The sequence below is a fragment of the Bradyrhizobium sp. genome (assembly GCF_016219575.1).
Lineage (GTDB): Bacteria > Pseudomonadota > Alphaproteobacteria > Rhizobiales > Xanthobacteraceae > Bradyrhizobium.
In genome coordinates this window covers 12,486-33,363 of the sequence record NZ_JACRMG010000020.1, presented here as the reverse complement: position 1 = coordinate 33,363, position 20,878 = coordinate 12,486, and the positions used below count along the sequence as shown (strand labels likewise).

General features: G+C 65.2%; 21 protein-coding genes. 10 read left to right on the top strand and 11 right to left on the bottom strand.

All coding sequences use genetic code 11. From position 1 onward, the window contains the following. Positions 1–4: 4 nt before the first annotated feature. Genes napH through HZB49_RS17050 form a run of 5 tightly spaced genes read right to left on the bottom strand, consistent with a single transcriptional unit; the run spans position 5 to position 4,915 of the window. The gene (gene napH, locus HZB49_RS17070) at positions 5–931 is read right to left on the bottom strand and encodes a quinol dehydrogenase ferredoxin subunit NapH (protein WP_291613412.1); all 927 of its coding nucleotides are present in this window, start codon (positions 929–931) and stop codon (positions 5–7) included. Then, on the bottom strand, positions 928–1,695 hold the full coding sequence (gene napG, locus HZB49_RS17065; RefSeq protein WP_291613410.1) for a ferredoxin-type protein NapG: 768 nt from the start codon (positions 1,693–1,695) through the stop codon (positions 928–930). Before napG ends, napH begins: the two co-directional genes overlap by 4 nt. A 17-nt stretch (positions 1,696–1,712) precedes the next feature. Beyond that, complete coding sequence (napA, locus tag HZB49_RS17060; RefSeq protein WP_291613408.1) at positions 1,713–4,262, bottom strand: nitrate reductase catalytic subunit NapA; 2,550 nt, start codon at positions 4,260–4,262, stop codon at positions 1,713–1,715. A 13-nt stretch (positions 4,263–4,275) separates the two neighbouring features. Then, entirely contained in the window at positions 4,276–4,650 is a 375-nt protein-coding gene (locus HZB49_RS17055; RefSeq protein WP_291613745.1) for a chaperone NapD, read from the bottom strand. Further along, positions 4,643–4,915: a 4Fe-4S dicluster domain-containing protein gene (locus tag HZB49_RS17050; RefSeq protein ID WP_291613406.1), complete on the bottom strand. Its 273-nt coding sequence runs from the start codon at positions 4,913–4,915 to the stop codon at positions 4,643–4,645. Before HZB49_RS17050 ends, HZB49_RS17055 begins: the two co-directional genes overlap by 8 nt. Before the next feature lie 395 nt (positions 4,916–5,310). On the opposite strand from HZB49_RS17050, the gene HZB49_RS17045 reads away from it, so the two are divergent. After that, positions 5,311–6,420: an ATP-dependent RecD-like DNA helicase gene (locus tag HZB49_RS17045; protein ID WP_291613404.1), complete on the top strand. Its 1,110-nt coding sequence runs from the start codon at positions 5,311–5,313 to the stop codon at positions 6,418–6,420. Between the two features lie 169 nt (positions 6,421–6,589). Here HZB49_RS17045 and HZB49_RS17040 read toward each other — a convergent pair whose 3' ends face one another. Then, on the bottom strand, positions 6,590–8,332 hold the full coding sequence (locus HZB49_RS17040; protein WP_291613402.1) for a caspase family protein: 1,743 nt from the start codon (positions 8,330–8,332) through the stop codon (positions 6,590–6,592). Positions 8,333–8,596: 264 nt separating this feature from the next. Here HZB49_RS17040 and msrA point away from each other — a divergent pair, with 264 nt between their 5' ends. The 5 genes from msrA to HZB49_RS17015 all read left to right on the top strand — a co-directional run bounded on the left by msrA (position 8,597) and on the right by HZB49_RS17015 (position 11,313). After that, the gene (gene msrA / locus HZB49_RS17035) at positions 8,597–9,316 is read left to right on the top strand and encodes a peptide-methionine (S)-S-oxide reductase MsrA (protein ID WP_291613400.1); all 720 of its coding nucleotides are present in this window, start codon (positions 8,597–8,599) and stop codon (positions 9,314–9,316) included. Between the two features lie 117 nt (positions 9,317–9,433). After that, on the top strand, positions 9,434–9,838 hold the full coding sequence (gene msrB / locus HZB49_RS17030; RefSeq protein ID WP_291613398.1) for a peptide-methionine (R)-S-oxide reductase MsrB: 405 nt from the start codon (positions 9,434–9,436) through the stop codon (positions 9,836–9,838). Between the two features lie 238 nt (positions 9,839–10,076). Further along, positions 10,077–10,442 carry a hypothetical protein gene (locus HZB49_RS17025; protein ID WP_291613396.1) on the top strand — a complete coding sequence of 122 codons (366 nt, stop codon included), beginning with the start codon at positions 10,077–10,079 and terminating at the stop codon, positions 10,440–10,442. A 193-nt stretch (positions 10,443–10,635) separates the two neighbouring features. Then, on the top strand, positions 10,636–10,797 hold the full coding sequence (locus HZB49_RS17020) for a DUF3309 family protein (protein WP_291613394.1): 162 nt from the start codon (positions 10,636–10,638) through the stop codon (positions 10,795–10,797). Positions 10,798–11,016: 219 nt separating this feature from the next. After that, on the top strand, positions 11,017–11,313 hold the full coding sequence (locus HZB49_RS17015) for a hypothetical protein (RefSeq protein WP_291613392.1): 297 nt from the start codon (positions 11,017–11,019) through the stop codon (positions 11,311–11,313). A gap of 3 nt (positions 11,314–11,316) precedes the next feature. On the opposite strand, the gene HZB49_RS17010 is transcribed toward HZB49_RS17015, so the two are convergent. After that, positions 11,317–11,856: a DUF4112 domain-containing protein gene (locus HZB49_RS17010; RefSeq protein WP_291613390.1), complete on the bottom strand. Its 540-nt coding sequence runs from the start codon at positions 11,854–11,856 to the stop codon at positions 11,317–11,319. Between the two features lie 102 nt (positions 11,857–11,958). Continuing rightward, entirely contained in the window at positions 11,959–12,873 is a 915-nt protein-coding gene (locus HZB49_RS17005; protein WP_291613389.1) for a LysR family transcriptional regulator, read from the bottom strand. Between the two features lie 120 nt (positions 12,874–12,993). On the opposite strand from HZB49_RS17005, the gene HZB49_RS17000 reads away from it, so the two are divergent. Both HZB49_RS17000 and HZB49_RS16995 read left to right on the top strand, forming a co-directional pair. Beyond that, a complete protein-coding gene (locus tag HZB49_RS17000; RefSeq protein WP_291613387.1) occupies positions 12,994–13,983 on the top strand; it encodes a tripartite tricarboxylate transporter substrate-binding protein in 990 nt (329 codons plus the stop codon). 131 nt (positions 13,984–14,114) lie between these two features. Continuing rightward, a complete protein-coding gene (locus tag HZB49_RS16995; RefSeq protein ID WP_291613385.1) occupies positions 14,115–15,191 on the top strand; it encodes a tartrate dehydrogenase in 1,077 nt (358 codons plus the stop codon). A 102-nt stretch (positions 15,192–15,293) separates the two neighbouring features. On the opposite strand, the gene HZB49_RS16990 is transcribed toward HZB49_RS16995, so the two are convergent. The 3 genes from HZB49_RS16990 to HZB49_RS16980 all read right to left on the bottom strand — a co-directional run bounded on the left by HZB49_RS16990 (position 15,294) and on the right by HZB49_RS16980 (position 18,742). Continuing rightward, a complete protein-coding gene (locus HZB49_RS16990) occupies positions 15,294–15,713 on the bottom strand; it encodes a DUF5413 family protein (RefSeq protein ID WP_291613384.1) in 420 nt (139 codons plus the stop codon). A gap of 93 nt (positions 15,714–15,806) precedes the next feature. Further along, complete coding sequence (locus tag HZB49_RS16985; protein WP_291613382.1) at positions 15,807–17,414, bottom strand: hypothetical protein; 1,608 nt, start codon at positions 17,412–17,414, stop codon at positions 15,807–15,809. 35 nt (positions 17,415–17,449) lie between these two features. Then, on the bottom strand, positions 17,450–18,742 hold the full coding sequence (locus tag HZB49_RS16980; protein WP_291613380.1) for an adenylosuccinate synthase: 1,293 nt from the start codon (positions 18,740–18,742) through the stop codon (positions 17,450–17,452). Between the two features lie 384 nt (positions 18,743–19,126). On the opposite strand from HZB49_RS16980, the gene ybaK reads away from it, so the two are divergent. Together ybaK and HZB49_RS16970 are read left to right on the top strand one after the other, a co-directional pair. Continuing rightward, positions 19,127–19,600 (top strand): Cys-tRNA(Pro) deacylase, encoded by a 474-nt coding sequence (gene ybaK, locus HZB49_RS16975; RefSeq protein ID WP_291613378.1) that lies wholly within the window; start codon positions 19,127–19,129, stop codon positions 19,598–19,600. Positions 19,601–19,916: 316 nt separating this feature from the next. Then, positions 19,917–20,858, top strand: a complete 942-nt coding sequence (locus tag HZB49_RS16970; RefSeq protein WP_291613377.1) for a DMT family transporter — start codon at positions 19,917–19,919, stop codon at positions 20,856–20,858. Positions 20,859–20,878: the final 20 nt, after the last annotated feature.

The following is a 20,878-nucleotide window of genomic DNA, read 5'->3' as shown; positions in this document are numbered from 1 at the left end:
CCTTTCAAGGACTGCGACGGGGTGGGGCGACGCGCACAGCGGAAGCTGGCACGATCGCGGAATCGGTGGAGGGCGCGCCGTTGCGGGCACGCAGGCCCAGATTGAAGACGCGCTTGGAGCAGACGTCGATGCAGGCCCCGCAGAGCGTGCAGTCGCCTGAGGTGATAACGGGACCGAGGCCGAGGCGCTCGCCCTTGAGCGCGGGGCTTATGACATGCGGCTCCGGGCATACGGCGAAGCAGTCCATGCAGTCGTTGCAGGCGGTGCGATTGCCGGCTGCCACGCGCAGCAGCGCCACCTTGCCGATCTGGCCGTAGAACGCGCCGACGGGGCAGAGATGGCCGCACCAGCCATGCCTGGCCACGAACAGATCGAATACGAAGATCGCCGCCGCACCGCCCGCGCCGAACCAGAGGCCGAACACCAGCGCCCGATGCAGCGCGGTAACCGGATTGATCAGCTCCCACGCGATCGAGCCGGACAGCGCCGAGGCGACGAGGACCGCGCCGACGAAGTAGAGCCGCAGCTCCGGGCGAATCTTGGCCGTATATGTGATTCCCAGCCGCCGCCTCAGCCAGGCGGCGAGATCGGCCACCGGATTGACCGGGCACACCCAGGCGCAATAGCTGCGGCCGCCGAGCAGCAAGTAGCCGCCCAGCACGATTGCCGCACCCAGCACCGAGAGCGCCTCGGGCCAGTGCCGCGCCGCGAGCGACTGCAGGAGGATGAAGGGATCGGTCAGCGGCAGCACGCCGAGCGTCATGGACGACGCCAATGTGCCCTTGGCTATCCAGATGCCGAACAGCGGCCCCGAGAGGAACAGCGCCAGGAAGAACAGCTGGCTCGTCCGGCGCAGCAGCAGGAACTGCGACGACGCCCAAAGGCCCTTCTCCTTCCGCGCCTCCACATAAGGTCTGGCCTTCGCGGTCATGGTGCGCCTCCCGCCTCGGGCTTGCGCACCGGCAGCTTGAGCGGCGCATCGACGAGCGCGCCGCCGGCCTTCTTCTTTTCTTCCCAGCCGCGCCGGTAGTGCTCGTCCTGTTTCAGCGCGGTGATCTCGATCGGCAGCACCTTGATCGCGGCCTCGGTCAGAACGCAGGATTTCTCGCACTTGCCGCAGCCGGTGCAATATTCGGCGTGGACGACGGGTTCGAAGATGGCGTGTTTCGAGGTGCGGACGTTGTGCGAGGTTTCCAGCGTGATCGCCTTGCCGAGCGCGGGGCAAACCCGATAACAGACGTCGCAGCGCAATCCCTGCAGGTTGAGGCAGGTCTCGCGGCTGGTGATCACGGCCACGCCCATCTTCGCCTTTGCGATGTCCGTGAGAGAATGATCGAGCGCGCCGGTCGGGCACGCCTTCACGCAGGGAATGTTGTCGCACATCTCGCAGGGCACGTTGCGTGCCACGAAGAACGGCGTTCCCACCGCCGGACCGTCCGCCCAGTCCGCGAGATTCAGGGTGTCGTAGGGACAGTCGCGGACACAGAGGCCGCAGCGGACGCAGGCCGACAGGAATTCCTTTTCAGGCCGCGCGCCCGGAGGCCGCAGCGCCTGCGCGGGCTTGGCGCGTGAGGACACGCCGAATGCGGTCAGCAGCGTCGCGGCGACGGCTGCACCGCCGCCGAAACGTGCCATCTCCTGCAGCGCCTTGCGGCGCCGCGGATCGCCCGGAATGCCTGCACCTGTCTCCGCCATAGTTCATTCCATCGAAATCAGGCGGACACCACGCGGCAGGCGCACTTCTTGAAGTCGGTCTCCTTCGAGATCGGGCAGGTCGCATCAAGCGTGAGCTTGTTAGCGAGCTGGCTCTCGTCGAAGAATGGGAAGTAGACGAGCCCGCGGGGCGGCTTGTTGCGTCCCTTGGTCTCCACCCGCGTGACCACTTCGCCGCGCTTGGTCTGGATCTTCACCGGCTGGCCGCGCAGGAGCTTGCGGTCGGCCGCATCGTCCGGATGCATGAACAGCGTCGCGGCCGGCACGGAGCGATGCAGCTCGGGCACGCGGCGGGTCATCGACCCGGAGTGCCAGTGCTCCAGCACACGACCGGTGCACAGCCACAGGTCGAACTCCTTGTCGGGCGTCTCGGCAGCCGGCTCGACCGGGCAGAAGATGATCCGCGCCTTCTTGTCGGGCTTGCCGTAGAAGGAAAAGCCCTCGCCCGGCTTCACATAGGGATCGTAGCCTTCGCGGAAGCGCCACAGCGTTTCCTTGTTGTTGACCACCGGCCAGCGCAGGCCGCGTGTCTGATGGTATTGCTCGAAGTCCGCCAAGTCGTGCGCATGCCCGCGGCCGAACTTCGCATACTCCTCGAACAGGCCCTTCTGAACATAGAAGCCGAAGGCCGCACTCTCGGAGTTGTCATAGCCCTTCTGGCATTCGGTGATCGGGAACCTGTTCACTTCGCCATTGGCATAGAGCACGTCGAACAGGGTCTTGCCGCGCCACTCGGGCTTCTTGGCGATCAGCTCTTCCGGCCATACTTCCTCGAGCTTGAAGTGCTTCGAGAATTCCATGAGCTGCCACAGGTCGGAGCGCGCTTCGCCGGGCGCCTTCACCTGCTGCCGCCAGAACTGCGTGCGCCGCTCGGCGTTGCCATAGGCGCCCTCTTTCTCCATCCACATCGCCGTGGGCAGGATGAGGTCCGCCGCAAGTGCCGTGACGGTCGGATAGGGATCGGAGACGACGACGAAATTGGCCGGATTGCGGTAACCGGGATAGCCCTCCTCGTTCATGTTCGGGGCCGTCTGCATGTTGTTGGTGCACTGGACCCAATAGGCGTTCAGCTTGCCGTCCTTCAGCATGCGGTGCTGCACCACGGCGTGGTAACCGATGTTGCCCGGCAGCGTGCCTTCGGGGAGCTGCCAGACCTTCTCCGTCTCGGCGCGATGCTTCGGATTGGTGACGACCATGTCGGCCGGCAGGCGGTGCGCGAAGGTGCCGACCTCGCGCGCGGTGCCGCAAGCCGACGGCTGGCCGGTCAGCGAGAACGGGCCGTTGCCCGGCTCCGAGATCTTCCCGGTCAGGAGGTGCACGTTGTAGATCATGTTGTTGACCCACGTGCCGCGCGTGTGCTGGTTGAAGCCCATCGTCCAGTAGGAGATGATCTTCTTCTTCGGGTCGGCGTAGAGCTTGGCCAGCCGCTCGAGATTCTCCTTCGGCACGCCGGAGGCCTTGTGGGCGTAGTCGAGCGTGTAGGGCTCGAGCAGCTTCTTGTATTCGTCGAAGCCGATCTTGTCCTTCATTCCGGCCGGATCGAGCGCACCGTCCTTGCCGGCCTTGTGCGAGGCGTTGACCGCCTTCACCTCGAGCGCATTCGTCGGGCGCAGGCCATAGCCGATATCGGTCACGGTCGACGCGAACTCGATGTGCTTCTCGACGAAATCCTTGTTCACCGCCCCGGTATTGACGATGTAGTTCTGGATGTAGTTGAGGATCGCCAGATCGCCGTGCGGCGTGAAGATCATCGGATTGTCCGCCAGTTCGAACGAGCGGTGTTCAAAGGTGGAGAGAACGTGGACCTCGCAGCCTTCATGCGTCAGGCGGCGATCGGTTAGGCGCGACCAGAGAATCGGATGCATCTCCGCCATGTTCGCGCCCCAGAGCACGAACGCATCGGCCTGCTCCAGGTCGTCGTAGCAACCCATCGGCTCGTCGATGCCGAAGGTGCGCATGAAACCGGCAACGGCTGAGGCCATGCAGTGGCGCGCGTTCGGATCGAGATTGTTGGTCCGGAAGCCGGCCTTGAACAGCTTGGCCGCGGCGTAGCCCTCCCAGATCGTCCATTGGCCCGAACCGAACATGCCGACCGCCGAGGGGCCGCTCGCCTTCAGCGCCGCCTTCCACTTCTCGGCCATGATCTTGAAGGCGTCGTCCCATGAGATCGGGGCGAATTCGCCGTTCTTGTCGAACTTGCCGTTCTTCATGCGCAGCAGCGGCTGCATCAGCCGGTCTTCGCCGTACATGATCTTCGACAGGAAGTATCCCTTGATGCAGTTGAGGCCGCGGTTGACCGGCGCATCGGGATCGCCCTGGGTCGCAACGACCTTGCCGTTCTTGGTGCCGACGATGACGCCACATCCCGTGCCGCAGAAGCGGCAGACGCCCTTGTCCCACCGGATGCCGTCGGTCTTGCCGGCCTGCGCCATGGCAGCTTCCGGCAGCGCTGCCCCGATCGTCGAGGCGGCGGCAACCGCTGCGGCAGCCTTGAGTGCCTCGCGGCGGGTGGCCTTGATTTCATTGGTATCGGTCAATTGCGTGTCCATTTTCGGTCTCCGCTCAGCGAATCACGGGTTGCTGGATCGGCGTGGTGCCGTCGGCCTGATGGCCGGCACGTGCACAGCACGCCGCATTGTCTTCGCAGGAATTGTCTTCACAGGAATTGTCCCGGCAGGCATCGGTCTCACTGTCCGCCTCATCCACCGCGTGAAAAATCAGCGAGGCGGCGACAACACCGGGCATGCGATGGATCGCCGCGATCTGATCGATGGCCATCGATGACGGCGTATCGACGACGGTCGCAGCAAGCCGGCGCTCGCCGGATGCGGCGTGCAGTTCGACACCGGGCAGCGCCCGGATTCTGGCCGTGAGATCCGCTCCGGCATTCGGCGCGAGATAGACGGCGATGCCGCAGATATTTTGGGTTTCAGCCATGACCGGCAACCAGCCTTGCAACTTCGGATGCGAGCTCGACCCGCTCGCGAGGTACCATGATGATCGCCTCGACGGGGCAGATGGGGACGCAATCGCCGCAACCCGTGCAGGCCGCGGCATCGATGACGGCGCCCTGCCCCTCGCGGGCAAGGATTCGGATCGCGGAATGATCGCAGACCTCCGCGCAACGCCGGCAGGTCACGCCATGCCGCTCGACGCAGATGTTTGTGGTGGAGACGCTGGCAACCGGCGGCCGCTCATCCACGCTAGGCGTGCTCGGCGCATCGCCGGATGCGATCGGAAATACAGCAGACAGCAATGCGCGACGCGAGAGCGACATGTCCTCTACGGGCCAGATGACCCGTGCTCCAAAAACTCGTGAAGAAGGGAAGACCGCAACATTGCGAATCTCCGGTCGACATCGTCGTCACCGGGTAATCATTCTAAGTGTCAGATGCAGAACGTCGTTGCGTTAGATCAATGCAAAACGAGGTTGGCCGAACGGTGCAGCAAATTTAGCAGACTGAAAGCACTGAGAATACTACGCTTTTTCCCGCGTTCACAGCGTGTCGGCGCGACTTGCGCCGTCGTTTCCAATGGTTAGGTTGATGGCTCCCTGAGTCGCGGCAAAAGGCCACGCCTCTTCCCTCGCCCAACACCATGACCAGCTTCACGCCGCATCAGGATTCCGCGCTCAAGGCCGTTGCCGACTGGCTCAAGGCCAAACCGGGCAAGAACGGCACGCCCCCCGTGTTCCGCCTGTTCGGCTATGCCGGAACCGGCAAGACCACGCTGGCGCGGCACGTCGCCGAAGGCGTCGATGGCGAGGTGAAATTCGCCGCCTTCACCGGCAAGGCGGCGCTGGTCATGCGCAACAAGGGCTGCGACAACGCCTCCACCATCCATTCGCTGATCTACCGCGCCCGAGAGTCCGGCGTCGAGCAGCCGAGCTTCGAATTGTGGGACGATGCGCCGGCGTCGAAGGCCAAGCTGATCGTGGTCGACGAATGTTCGATGGTCGATGCCGAGCTCGGCCGCGATCTGCTGTCGTTCGACTGTCCCCTCCTCGTGCTCGGCGACCCCGCGCAGTTGCCGCCGATCGCGGGCGGTGGCTTCTTCACCGATGCCGAACCTGACGCGATGCTCACCGAAGTGCACCGGCAGGCGCAAGACGATCCGATCGTGCGGATGTCGATGGACATCCGCGAAGGCCGCGAGCTCGAGATCGGCCGCTACGGCGAGAGCGACGTCATCTCGCGCAGGGAGCTGGATCCCGAGCGGGTGATGAAGACCGACCAGGTGCTGGTCGGGCGCAACAACACCCGCCGCGCCTACAACATGCGGATCCGGCAGAAGCAGAGCATCGAGGAGCCGCTGCCGGTGGCCGGCGACAAGCTGGTGTGCCTGCGCAACAACCGCAAGAAGGGCCTGTTCAACGGCGGCCTGTGGCGGGTGAAGTCGCGCGCGCAGTCGAAATCCAGGATCGTCACCATGCGCGTCTCTCCCGACGAGGAGTTCGGGCACAAGGTGACGAAAGTCTCGGTGCGCGGCGAATGTTTCGAGGGCGGCATCGAAGGCATCCCGTGGGAACAGCGCAAGCCCTATGACGAGTTCGACTACGGCTATGTGCTGACCGTGCACAAGTCGCAGGGCTCGCAATGGGACGATGTCGTGCTGTTCGACGAGAGCTTTGCCTTCCAGGACAGCCGGGCGCGGTGGCTCTACACCGGCATCACGCGGGCGGCGAAGCGGCTCTCCGTCGTCGTCTAGCGCAACGCACTCGGACCTCATCCTGAGGGGCTCGCATTTTGCGCGCGTCTTGAAGGATGGCCGTAAGCGATCCTGGGGCCTCATGGTTCGAGACGGCGTGGAGCCTGTCATCGGGCCGCGCTTTGCGCGGACCCGTTGGCGACTCCTCAGCATGAGGGTCAGGGTCGAGCTATTTCTCCGCAACGAAGAAAAAGTCCTCCCGTCCCGGCAGCGAGCCGTAGGTGAAGGGCTGCTGCTGGCGGTTGGTGGCTTTCCAGACGTCGTCGCGGACGATGTCGAACAACCTTCGCACCTCAACCTTCGGCACCTTGATCTCGCGCGCCAGCGCAATCGCAAACGGGCTGTTGAGGGCATCGCCGTCGAGCGCGGTCTCGCCGTGCTTGGCGGCATACACCACCATGAAGCCCGCTTCGGGTTCGATGTTGGAAAGTCCCTTGCTGACCAGCTTCAGCGCGATGGAGTGCTGCATGTTCTTCTCGAACGGGTTGTCGCGGCAGGCATCCAGCATCACCAGCTTCAGCTTGCGCGCGCCGCTGACCGCGGCGATTACCTGTTCCAGCGCCACCGCCTGGCTTTCCGCGTCACGGTCGGCGGCGAGCCTGGCGTCGGTCGGAATCAGATAGTTGATGCCGCCGATCTCCATGCCGTGCCCGGCGTAGTAGACCACGGCCCAGTCCGCCTTTTCGGCATTGCGGCCGAAGTCGCGCAGCGCGGTGAAGAACTGGTCGCGCGCGAGATCGGATGCGAGCGTCACCGTCTCGAAACCGAGCCCGCGCAGCGTGTCCGCGATCAGCCTGGCGTCGCGCGGCGGATTGTCGAGCTTGGGCACGCTTCGATAGGCTCCGTTGCCGACGATCAGCGCGACCTTGCGCGTAACGGAAGCGGCCGGCACGGCGGGCGAGGTCAGCTTGCCGCCCGGCGGGGCAACCGGTCCCGTGGTCTGGCTGCGCAGCGACGGGTCGGCTGCGATCAGCGCCGCCAGCCGCTCCCTGGCAAAACGCCGCGCCAGCGTGGTCTCATATTCGTCGACCTTGGTCAGTGCGGCGCCGGCAGAGCGATAGTCGGCGCGCGCGGCAGCCAGATCCTTGCGCTGCTCGTGGAGCTGGCCGCGGCCGACATAGGCAATGACGTAGTTCGGGCTGAGCTTGAGCGCATCGTTGTAGTCGTTGAGGGCGGCGTCGAGATTGCCCTTGGCACGATAGACGCCGGCGCGCCAGGCCAGGGGACCGGAAAACTTCGGATACTTCGCGATCACCTCATTGCAATCAGCCAGCGCTTCGTCCAGCCGGCCCATCTCGGTATAGGTGATGCAGCGGTAGCCCGGGATCTGCCAGCCTTCCGGATTGAGCGGCTTGCCTTCGGCGAAATAGGCGAGCGCCGATTCATATTGCTTGCGCAGGGTCTGCACGCGCCCGAGATTGAGCAAATTGGTATAGCGGTTGGCGCCGCGGTTGAGCGAAAGGGCGATGTTGAATTCGTCGTAGGCGCGCTGCAGCTCGCCGCGGCGCAGGAAGATCAGGCCGCGATTGTTGTAGGGTGCCGGAAAGTTCGGCCGCCCCTGCAAGGCAAGATCGTAGTCTGCCAGCGCCCGCTCCTCATCGCCCTTGTTGCTGTAGGCGAGCCCGCGCGTGTTCAACACGGTCGCATTGTTCGGATCGAGCTCGAGCGCCTTGTTCAGGACCGCCAGCGCGCCGTCATAGTCGCGCTTCTTCAACAGCGTGTCGCCGATGTACCAATTGGCAAAGCTCTTCGGCTTGCCGGTGACATTGTCGTCCGCGCTCGCCGCCTTGCAGGCAATGAGGCGCGCCGCGGCCTCGGCCTGGTTGTCCCGGCAAGTCTCGACGTCGGTAGCCGCCAAGGCCGGCATGGCGACGGCAACAAGGCCGATGGACAGGAAAAAGGCGCGCAGCATTTGCGAAACGCTCCGGGGATGATTTGTTGTCGCGGGTCGACCAAGCCGGTTCATTGTTGGAGGCGGCAAGGCTGCGGTCAAGCGCGGTTCCATGCCCTCTAACGCCTTGGATTTCAGCCGCTTTTGTTCACGAACTCGTGTGGCGCGGCGTCGTAACGGGCCAGGTGCCGGCGCGTATCTTGGGGTACGCCGGAGGACCGCCAGCTGATTGCGAAGCGCGGTCGTCGTTCTAGTATGCCTTCCAACCCTGCCGACGAGGAAACCATGCCCCGCAGCCAGTTCAGCCGCCTCTCGCTCTGCGCCGCCGCCATCGGCGCGCTGGCCATCGCCGCCTTTGCGATCGCGCCGTCGCGTGCCGCCGAAGAAGCCGTCATCATCCCCGCCCCCGCCGTCGATGCAAGGGATGCCGACGGCATCCAGACCGCCGTGCTCGCCGGCGGTTGCTTCTGGGGCGTGCAGGGCGTGTTCCAGCACACCGCCGGCGTGATCAACGCCGTATCCGGCTATTCCGGCGGCACCAAGGAGACCGCCGACTACAATCTGGTATCGAGCGGCAGGACCAGCCATGCCGAAGCGGTCGAGATCAAGTACGACCCGAAGAAGATCTCCTACGGCAAGATCCTGCAGATCTTCTTCTCGGTCGTGCACGATCCGACCCAGCTCAACCGCCAGGGCCCCGACACCGGCCCGCAATATCGCTCCGCGATCTTCTTCGCCAATGACGAGCAGAAGAAGGTGGCCGAGGCCTATATCGACCAGCTCAATGCGGCGAAGGTCTACAGGAAGCCGATCGTCACCAGGATCGACAGGCTGAACGCCTTCTACGCGGCGGAGGACTATCACCAGGACTATCTGACGCTGCACCCGAACCAGCCCTACATCGTCTTCAACGACATTCCGAAGGTCGAGGCCCTGAAGAAGATCTTTGCCGACAATTACATTGCGAAGCCGACGCTGGTGGGCAAGGCCAAGGCCACCAACTGACGGAGCAATTGCCGTCATTGCGAGCGAAGCGAAGCAATCCATACCGCAGCAAGCGGGCAAATGGATTGCTTCGTCGCTTCGCTCCTCGCAATGACGATCTAATCCAAAGGAGGAGCGATGTCCGACACCAAGTCCAAGGTCCACAAGAGCGAGGCCGAGTGGCGCAAGGAGCTGACGCCGATGCAATATGCGGTGCTGCGTGAGAAGGCCACCGAGCGGCCATTCAGCGGCGAGTACGAGCATGAGCATCGCAAGGGCACCTATGCCTGTGCCGGCTGCGGCCAGACCCTGTTCGAATCCGACGCCAAGTTCGATTCCGGCTGCGGCTGGCCGAGCTTTTCGCAGCCCGCGGTCGAAAGCCACATCGACGAGGAACGCGATGTCAGCCACGGCATGATCCGCACCGAGGTCCTGTGCTCGAAATGCGACGGCCACCTCGGCCACGTTTTCGACGACGGCCCCGGCCCGACAGGCCTGCGCTACTGCATCAACTCGGCCGCGCTGAAGCTCGAACCGAAATAGAGTTCGCAGCCCCGTCTTCTTCGTCATGCCCGGGCTTGACCCGGGCATCCACGCCTTCGGAGGCACGGAAAGGGAGACGTGGATGGCCGGGTCAAGCCCGGCCATGACGGCGGATGGAATCATATCTCTCTCCGACATATCGAACGCGTTTCGAACCCCGCGCGACCAAGAACCGGTCGCGCGGGGTTTTGCTTTGCCTGTTCGGGCTCGCCCCGCGCGCGCATGAGGAAGTCAGGGAATGAAGATATCGAACCGTGCCGGCCGAGGCCTCGCCCTCGCCTGCCTGATGGGGAGCATGATGGTTCAGCCCGCGTTTGCCGCCGACAAGGTGTCGCTGTTCAAGGTGATCACCGCCAAGGACGAGATCGTGATCGGGCTGTCCGAGGACGAACTCAAGCAGATGGACGGCAATGCCGGCGGGGTGGCGAAAGCGCTGGTAGCCAGGGGGTCGCTGAGCGTCTGGCGATATGCCGTGCGCAAGGCCCCCACCGGCGATCTCGAGCAGGCGCCGGTGCACCGGATCGGCCTGATCTCGACGGAATCGCTGCGCATCGAGCCCTATGCCACGCCGCTGAAGGTGCTTCCGATCGACGAGAAGAAATAGCGCCGTCATTGCCTCACCCCGGGGGCGAAGCGATGCGGAACGGGATTCCGGGTTCTCTCCGAGGCGCGCCCCGGAATGACCTTGGGATGAAATCCGCTCCCGCAACGACGCGCTTGTTTCCGCGAATGAATGTGCTTTTCTTGACCCGCGGCGGCGCCGGTCTGCGGCTTGCCAGTGTTTGCGGGAGAGAGCCATGGTGTCGACGGTCCTTATCGTCCTTCTCATTATCGCCCTGATGGTCGGCCTCAGCGGCCGGCTTGGCGGGTACGGCTTCGGCTACGGCCATTCCGGCATGGGCCTGATCGGCGTCATTCTGGTCGTGCTGGTGGTCCTGAAGCTGCTGCGCAAAATTTGATACACCATAAATATCTGAAATAATTATAATAATATCGATTCACGGCGAGCTATGCGTGGATTCATCATCTCCTCTATTGCAGCGCAATAGGGGTCGCATTTCTGTCAAGAAAGCCTATATTAGGGGCGGAAATGACGTGTACGGCGCCGCCGGTTGCGGAATACCGCCGTCCCTGAATCCCCGCGCCACACCTAAAAGAAGATCAAGAGGTTCTCGACCATGCGTCCCATGCGTCCGTTCAACTTCAACACTTCCGCCGAACTGTTTCCCGCCGCCATCCGCAAGAAGAAGCGCGCTGGCTTTGCGTATCGCCGTTTCGGCACCGCAGCGGAAGCCGTCCAATTCGCGATCGAAGAGTTGCCGGCGGACTCGCTGAACGGCGCCTATCTGCAGGTCGAGGAAGCCCGTTTCGACCAGAGCGGCATCCGCTCGCTCTATGAGAGTGAAGCCTTCCCGCTGCCGCGCCGCCCGCGCAAGCCCGAGCCTGCGGCGGCCAGCGACAAGGATGCTGCGTAAGATTTAGATTCGCGGCTGCTTCTCCATCCATCGGCGGAGCAGCCGCACATTCCGCACATTGGCGCGGAACATGACGTCGAAGGCGTCACCCGCCAGCGGTACGATCCCCACCACACCGTCGACCGCCACATTGGCCAGCATCCGTGCCGTGACATGCCACGGTGCGCCGAGTGCGCGCGCCTCGCGCACCAGCCACAGCGAAATCGCCGTCGTGATGATGTCGCCGATGACCGGGATCAGGCCGATCAGCCCGTCGATGCCGTAGCGGATATTGGTGCCGGGCAGGATGAAGGCGACGTCCAGAAGCTTGGCCAGCGCCTCCAGCCGCGCCAGCCGCTGCTCGCGGGTGAGCGGGGCGTAAGCCGTCCCGCCGAATTCGAAGTGGAAGCCCTGAAACTGCTGGTTCAGGTTCTCGGCCGGAATTTCCCGCCCCTCCTGGTCGATGACCGGCCCGCGCGCCTCCGCGCCGCCGAAGCCGGCGTGCGAGGTTTGCCCGGAGCGGGCCTTGCGGGGCGCGATGATGTCGTCGTCTGGCATGGCCATCACATGGTAACGCAATTACACGCCGCAAGTTGCGTCACGCCGCCGCGTGTTTGCTGGTTCAAGAGGCGCGCCCCGGAATGACGGCCGAGAGATGTGGCGCGGTCACGCCCCCGCCGCGTATCGCGGCAGCCGAAGCCGCAGCACGGCCAGCATGGCGTCGCAGAGCGGATCGGGTGCATCTCGAAGCCGCGCGGCGGCGAGCGGCAACAGGCGCAGGTCTTCCGCCTGTTTCACCACCAGGGGCACGAAGCGTACGCCGGCGACTTTCAGGCGCGCCGTCCAGCGCGGCACGATGGCGAGCCCGACCCTGGCGGCGACGAGATTGACGATGGTCTGCTTCTCCTCGGCGATCTGCGAGATCGTCGGGCGAAGCCCTGCACGCTCGAAAAGCTTCATCGTGAGATCGTGGCTGTGCGGGCGCGAGCGGCGCTCGGGGACGATCAAAGGCTGGGCGGCGAGCGTCTCCACGGACAGCCGGCTGCGCGTAGCGAGCCGGTGCCGGGAGGGCACGGCCACGACCGGCGTCTCGTGAAACAGGACTTGCAGGTCGATCCGGCTGTCGGCCTTCTCCGGCGGGCGGACGAAGGCAAGATCTAGCCGGCCGGACAACAGCTTTGGCAGCAGCCGGATGGTCTTGTCCTCGACGAGCTCGATGGTGACGCCGGCGTGATGCTTTCTGAAATCGTAGAGCAGGTCGGGAATGAGACCGGCGGCGGCGGTATCGATCGCGCCGATGCGCAGCACCTGCGATCTCCGGCGGCCGCGATCGCGGAACTGGCGGCCGAGCGCGTCGGCCTTTTCCAAGAGCGACCGGGCATGGTCGAGGAACACGGCGCCGTCCTGCGACAGCATCACATGCCGCGTGGTGCGCAGCAGCAGCTGGGTGCCGAGCTCTTCCTCCAGCATGCGTACCTGGCGGCCGAGCGCCGACGGCATCATGTCGAGCCGGCGCGCGGCCTTGCCGAAATGCAACTCCTCGGCGGCCGCGACGAAGCAGCGTAGCTGGTGCAGTTCCATGGCGCCCTTCCTGCCTGCTCTCCTATTATATCATAAATTTGTATAATCTCGCGGCAATTGTCTTTGAGCCCCGGCGCGCCATAGACTGGCGGCACAGAAAATCCTCCAGGGAGATGCCCAATGGCTACGATCAGGCTTGCACTCGCGGCGGGCGCGGTTGCGCTGGCAACGGCGATGGTGCCGCAGACGGCCTCCGCGCAAGCGGCGTATCCGACCAAATCGCTCACGCTGGTGGTGCCGGCGGCGGCGGGCGGACCGACCGACACGGTGGCGCGCCTGATCGGCGAGTCCATGGGCAAGACGCTCGGGCAGAGCGTGATCGTGGAAAATCTCGGCGGCGCCGGCGGCGTCATCGGCATGACCCGCGTCGCCAAGGCGGCGCCCGACGGCTACACCATCGCGATCTGGCACATCGCGCACGCCACCGCGCCCGCGCTGTACGACAATCTCAAATACGATCCCGTCAACGATTTCGACCATCTCGGCCGCATCACCGACGTGCCGATGACGCTGGTGTCGAAGAACGCCATCGCCGCCAAGGACGTGAAAGAGCTGATCGACTGGATCCGCAGCGAGAAGGGCAAGGTGACCTACGGCCATGCCGGCATCGGCTCGGCCTCGCATCTCTGCACGCTGGTGCTGATGCGGGACCTCAAGGTCGAGATGGTCGGCGTCGGCTATCGCGGCACGGGACCGGCGATGAACGATCTGCTCGGCGGCCAGTTCGACGTGATGTGCGACCAGACCACCAACACCACCAACCAGATCAAGGAAGGCCGCATCAAGGGCTTTGCCGTCACCACCAAGGCCAAGGTGTCCTCGCTGCCGAACCTGCCGACGCTCGATAGTGCGGCCATTCCAGGCTTCGAAGCCACCGCATGGCACGCGATGTGGGCGCCGAAGGGGCTGCCGAAGGAGGCGACGGAGAAACTGGTCGCGGCGCTGCAAGCCGCGCTGAAAGACCCCAAGGTGATCGAGCGCTTCGCCGATCTCGGCACCGAGCCGGTGGCGCAGAATCTGGCGACGCCCGATGCGCTGAAATCGCAGCTCACGTCCGAAGTGAAACGCTGGGACGCGGTGATCAAGGCCGCCGGCGTCAAGGGCAACTAGGGAAGTGCGTAGGATGGGTAGAGCGCAAGCGAAACCCATCGACCGTATCGGCGGAGACAGTGTTGATGGGTTTCGCTTCGCTCAACCCATCCTACGAAGTCGCCGGCATCACGCGTAGTCAAGGAACCAACATGAAGACTTACAAAATCGCAGCCATTCCCGGCGACGGCATCGGCACGGAGGTGATCTCCGCCGGCGTCGAGGTGCTCCAGGCGCTGGCCAAGCGCGACGGCAGCTTCGGTTTCAAGGTCGATCACTTCGACTGGGGCGGCGAGTACTACAAGAAGCATGGCCGCATGATGCCGGAGAACGGCCGCGACATGATCGGCAAGCACGACGCGATCCTGTTCGGCTCCGCGGGGCATCCCGACATCCCCGACCACATCACGCTGTGGGGCCTGCGGCTCGCGATCTGCCAGCCCTTCGACCAGTACGCCAATGTGCGGCCCACCCGCGTGCTGCCCGGCATCACCTCGCCGCTGCGCCACGTCAATGGCGGCGAGCTCGACTGGGTGATCGTGCGCGAGAACTCGGAAGGCGAATATGCCGGGGTCGGCGGTCGGGCGCACCAGGGCTCGCCGCTGGAGGTCGCAACCGACGTGGCCATGTTCACCCGGGCCGGCGTCGAACGCATCATGCGCTTTGCCTTCAAGCTCGCCCGCTCGCGGCCGCGCAAGCTGCTGACCGTCGTCACCAAGTCCAACGCGCAGCGCCACGCCATGGTGATGTGGGACGAGATCGCGGTTGCGGTGGCCAGGGAATTCCCCGACGTGACCTGGGACAAGATGCTGGTCGATGCCATGACCATGCGCATGGTGACCAGGCCGCAGTCGATCGACACGGTCGTGGCGACCAACCTGCACGCCGACATCCTGTCCGATCTTGCCGCCGCGCTCGCCGGCTCGCTCGGCATCGCGCCGACGGCGAACTTCAACCCGGAGCGCGCCTTCCCCTCGATGTTCGAGCCGATCCACGGCTCGGCCTTCGACATCATGGGCAAGGGCATCGCCAACCCGGTCGGCACCTTCTGGTCGGCCGTGATGATGCTGGAGCATCTCGGCGAGCCGGCCGCGGCAACGCGCCTGATGAAGGCGATCGAGCGGGTGACGGCCGATCCGCGCCTGCACACGCCCGACCTCGGCGGCAAGGCGAGGACCGCCGACGTGACGGCGGGGGTTATCGAGGCGATCGAGAGGGAGAATGTGTAGGCACGATCGTCATTGCGAGGAGCGAAAGCGACGAAGCAATCGATCTATCCCCGCAGGGAGAGGTGGATTGCTTCGCTTCGCTCGCAATGACGTTGAGAGAACCTACACCTTCACCGCCGCCTTCTGCTCGTCGGCATATTTATGTGCGAGCCATGACGACAGCATCGCCGGCACCAGGCCGACCATGCCGTAAAGGAGGTACGGGAGGATACCGCTGCCCGGCCCGCGTGCGCTGTAGATCACCGCTGCGGTAAACCCCACGAGGCCCACCAGCACGATGCGCACGGAGGGGCCGATCCGCCTGACGTGATAGAGAATATCGTCGATCGAGCCCACCATCAGCGCCGGCACGATGCCGAACAGATAATTGTATTGCAGCGTCTTGATGAAGCCGATGAAGAATTTCTGGACCTCGGCGATGCTGGTCTGGTCCCAATAGCCCGACTGCCAGGTCGTCACAAACAGCAGCAACAGCCCGCCGACGAACGGACCGATGGCCGCAAAGATCAAATAGCGTTTCATGCCGGCCTCTCATCAACCGAAGGCGGCCCTGTCATACGATGGATTTCCGAGTTGCGACAGGCTTGACTCCGGCGTCTGTGCCGCCGGAAGCCCTCACTCCCCCCACTGCGCGAACGCGTCGTTGAAGGCGCGTTCGCCGGGGGCGCCCTTCTCGATGGCGATGATGGCGCGGCGCTGGTTCGTATAGACGAGAGGCACGTCGAACCAGGAGCGCTCCTTCATGAGCTGAAGGTTGCGCGTGCGCTCGGAATCGACATTGGAGAGGCCGACCAGGAAAAAGCCGTCGGTGACCTTGACCGCGAGCGCCGACAGCGGCGTGCCGCGCGCCTGCTCGTTCGACTTCATCAGGATGCCCGGCACGTTGCCGACGCCGCCGCCGGAGAAATCCTGCGGCAGGATGAAGGTCAGCTCCGCAGTGTGGCTCGCCGGCAGCGAGGAGTCGGTGTTGCGGCGGAACGACATGGTCATCTTGAACTTGCGGTCGGGGATGTCGATGTCGGCGCGCACGGCGATGTCGGCCTTCTGGTTGCCGGAGGCCTTGATCGGCTCGGTGCGCCAGATCACCGATCCCACATATTGCTTGCCCTTGGGATCGGACGGATCCTCGTCATAGAGCACGACGCGCTGCGCGACCGGGGCGACGTTGTCCGACGACGACGGCTGGCCGACGCGATCGGGGATCTTCGGCCGCGTGGTGGGCGCACCCGTATCCCTCGGCGCTTCCACCACCTGGGGTGACGACTTGAACAGGCCGGTCACGGTGTTGACCAGCGACTTGCCCCACAGGATGCCGGCGCCGACCAGGATCAGCACCACGCCGACGGCGATCGCGCTCTTGAACGGAAACGCCGCCGCGGTGCGCTGCCGCTTCGGCTCGCGCTCGCCGGCCGAGCCGATGCGCGAGCGCGTCGGCGGCGTCGGCATCTGCGGAGGGGCCTGCTGCGCGTAGCGGTCCGCGTCGTCCATGGAATCGTCGCCCCAGGCATAGGGCTGATCCGGATCGGCGCCGCGGTTCTCCATGTTGGGCTCGAGCCGGTCGAACTCGGGCGACGGCGACGGCACATTGGCAAAGGTTTTCCGCGCATTGCGGTTGGCCTGCGCGGCGGCGCGGCCGAGATCGTCGGCGTCCGCAGCGATGTCGCGGAAGCCGGGCACCCGCGGCGGCTGCGCCGGCGGCGGGGTGTTCTCGAAACTGCGGCGGGTCGGCCGGTCGCCCCGCGGCGGCAATTGCGGGTCGGCCATCGGCACCTGCGGCTGCGGCGGCTGCGGGCGCGGCGGCATCGGCGGCGGGGCCTCGGAGCGAGGCAGCCGCGGGCGGTCGCCTTCCGGCCCCCGCGCTGGCGGCGGGGATGGCGGACGGGGCCGTCCTGAAGGCGCGGCCGGGGGGCTGCCGGCATCGGCCGGACGGGTCGGCGTGGCGCGGCGGAAGGAATCCCGCGCGCTGGTTGCGCTTGCGGAGCTGCCGCCGCCGCGGGCGTCGCGGGCGCGCTGGGCGGCCTCCGACTCGACCTTGCGGACGGCCTCCTCCAGCGACAGCCGCTCGCGGGTGATCTCGGACTCGCTGAGCGGCGGGTCGACGCTGCGCAACTGCTGAATCAGCGCGGCGCGGGCCCGCTCATAGAGCGCACGGCGGCTCTCGCCCGGAGCATTGGGGTCCAGGCCGGCAATAGCGCGTGCGATCAGCGGGTAGTAATCAGCCATTCTCTCATCAATGCAGGCGTTCCGGTAACATCCCGTTAAGCCTCAAAGGGGTTTTGGACCAGGATAGTATCCTCGCGTTCGGGGCTGGTGGAAAGCAAGGCGATTGGGCATCCCACCAATTCCTCGACCCTGCGAACATATTTAATGGCCTGGGCGGGCAGATCGGCCCAGGAACGGGCGTTGGCGGTCGGCTCCTTCCAGCCCTCGATGGTCTCGTAGATCGGCTCGACCCTGGCCTGCGCCCCCTCGCCGGCCGGCAGATGGTCGATCTCCTTGCCGTCCAGCCGATAGCCGGTGCAGACCTGAATGCTGTCAAAACCGTCCAGAATGTCGAGCTTGGTCAGCGCCAGGCCGCCGATGCCGCAGGTCCGGACGGTTTGCCGGACCAGAACCGCGTCGAACCAGCCGCAACGCCGGGGACGGCCGGTATTGGTGCCGAACTCGCGGCCGCGCTCGCCGATCTTGCGGCCGATCTCGTTGTCCTGCTCGGTCGGGAACGGACCCTGGCCGACCCGGGTCGTGTAGGCCTTGCAGATGCCGAGCACATAGCCGACGGCGCCCGGGCCCATGCCGGTTCCGGTCGCGGCCTGCGCAGCCACGGTGTTGGACGAGGTGACGTAGGGATAGGTGCCGTGGTCGACATCCAGCAGCGCGCCCTGCGCACCCTCGAACAGGATGCGCTTGCCCTCGCGGCGCTTGATGTCGAGCAGCCGCCACACCGTTTCAGCGTAAGGCAGCAGCTGCGGCGCCAGCGCCATCAGCTCTTTCAGGATAACGGCGCCGTCGAATTCCGGAAGACCGAGGCCGCGGCGCAGCGCATTGTGATGCGCCAGCAGGCGGTCGATCTTGTGCGGCAAGGTCTGGTGGTCGGCGAGGTCCATCAGGCGGATGGCGCGGCGGCCGACCTTGTCCTCATAGGCAGGGCCGATGCCGCGGCGGGTGGTGCCGATCGCGGTCGCAGCGCTCGCGGTTTCGCGCAGCGCGTCGAGCTCGCGGTGCAGCGGCAGGATCAGCGTGACGTTCTCGGCCACGCGCAGATTGTCGGGGCTGACGGCAACGCCCTGCCCCTGGAGCCTCTCCACTTCATCCAAGAATGCCTGCGGGTCGAACACCACGCCGTTGCCGATCACGGAAAGCTTGGATGGGCGAAGCACGCCGGAAGGCAGCAGCGCGAGCTTGTAGGTCGCGCCGTTGATGACCAGCGTGTGGCCGGCATTGTGGCCGCCCTGGAAGCGCACGACGATGTCGGCCTGTTCCGACAACCAGTCGACGATCTTGCCCTTCCCCTCGTCACCCCACTGGGCGCCGACGACGACAACATTGGCCATTTCGAAAGTCCAATCCTTCAGGCTTCAGAGATTAGGGGCACGGCTGCCGGACGAGAGGTCCCCGTCTCCTCCGGATCGTGCGTTTCGCGCGCCTGCTTGCGAGCGGCCCGGCGGCTCGCCGGGCATCCCTCCGGATAAAGGAAGCGGGCTGTCTAGGCAAGCAAGAACAGGGGTTTTCGGGCTTACCAAAAGGTCATCAAGCCATTGATATCCCCTGAAAATCCGTTCATGGGCGGCGCGGGATCGCCATCCCCTTCAACGCTCGCCGGGGGCGCCCGCCGCGCGGCGCGACGACTTCCGCCGTTGATTGCGGCTGCGATTGCGGGAATCATGGCCCCTGGGCCGGATATTTCCCTGGCCGGCGCGACTACGGGGCTTTTTCACATGCCCAAGACAACACCCGCGACGACGGCGCTTCGCAAGCTTGGCATCGCCTTCAAGCTTCACACCTATGTCTACGATTCCGGTGCCGAGCATATCGGCCTGCAGGCGGCCGAGGCGCTCGACGTCGAGCCGAACCGCGTGCTGAAGACGCTGATGGTGGAAGTGGACGGCAACCCGGTCTGTGTCGTGGTGCCGGCCGACAGCGAAGTCAGCATGAAGAAGCTGGCGGCGGCGATGGACGCCAAGGCGGCCAGGATGATGCAGCCCTCCGATGCCGAGCGCATCACCGGCTACCATGTCGGCGGCATCAGCCCGTTCGGGCAGAGGAAGAAGGTTCCCGTCGCCATCGACCAGACGGCGCTGACCCACACCACCGTGTTCGTCAACGGCGGCCAGCGCGGGTTGCAGATCGAGATCGATCCGAATGATGCCGCGCTCGCGGCCGGCGCCGTGACGCACGCGCTGACGGCGTGACTCTTCTTCACCTCCCCCCTTGCGGGGGAGGTCGGATTGCATCGGAACGATGCAATCCGGGAGAGGGGTGGCGTCATCGGCAGTCTTTCCGTGATTACCCCTCTCCCCAACCCTCCCCCGCAAGGGGGGAGGGAGCCCGAACATGGTGCGTCCCTCATTGTTGAGCCACCAATGGCGAAGACACGCGCGCATGGACGCAATGCATCTGCCCCATTGATGGACCCGGAAAATCCGTGTCACTGGCACGGGCCGGGCGACGATTCCGGCCCGGCGTCGATCTCCGGGCCGGGCGCGGCGGCATGAACCGGGCCCGTCGATGTCTGCCACCGAAACACGCGCGAACGTCTCGCCGATCCGCTGGATCGCCAACCAGCCCTATCTGCTGCTGTCCATCACGGCGCTGTGCTGGGCCGGCAATGCCGTAGTCGGCAAGCTCGCGGCCGGCCACATCCCGCCGGTGACGCTGTCCTTCCTGCGCTGGTTCTTCGCCTTCCTGATCATCCTGCCGCTGTCCTGGAAATATCTGGCGCAGGACTGGAACGCGATCCGCGGCCGGCCCGGCATCATGGTGCTGCTGTCGGTCACCGGCATCAGCGCCTTCAACACCATGCAGTACTGGTCGCTGGAGCACACCCAGGCGATCAACACGCTGCTGCTGCAGCCGACCGCGCCGCTGTTCGTGGCGATGTGGTCGCTGGCGCTGTTCGGCACGCGGCTGACGGCGGCGCAGGCGATCGGCATCGCGCTGTCGCTGGTCGGCGTCCTCGTCATCATGCTGCGCGGCGATCTCACCAGCCTGAAGGACATCGACTTCAACCGCGGCGACCTCATCTTCGTGCTGGCGCTGCTGATCTTCGGGCTCTATTCGGTGATGACGGCGAAGCGCCCGGCGATCCACCCGCTCTCCTTCGTCGCCTTCACTTTCGGCTGCGGCGCGGCCTGCCTGATCCCGTTGTTCGCCTGGGAGCTGTATGCGCGGCCGGCGATGGCGCTGAACGGCGCCAACCTGCTGACACTGTTCTATGTCGCGGTGTTTCCTTCCACCGTCGCCTATCTCTGCTTCAACCGCGGCGTGGCGCTGATCGGCGCCAACCGCGCCGCGCCCTTCTTCCACCTGGTGCCGGTATTCGGAACCGTGATGTCGATCCTCTTCCTCGGCGAGCGCCCGCAGCTGTTCCATTTCATCGGCTTTGCGCTGGTCCTGACCGGGGTGTTCGTGGCCTCGCGGAAGCCGCCTGGCGCCGCCAAGACGGCATGACTTGAGGCGGCAAATCCGCT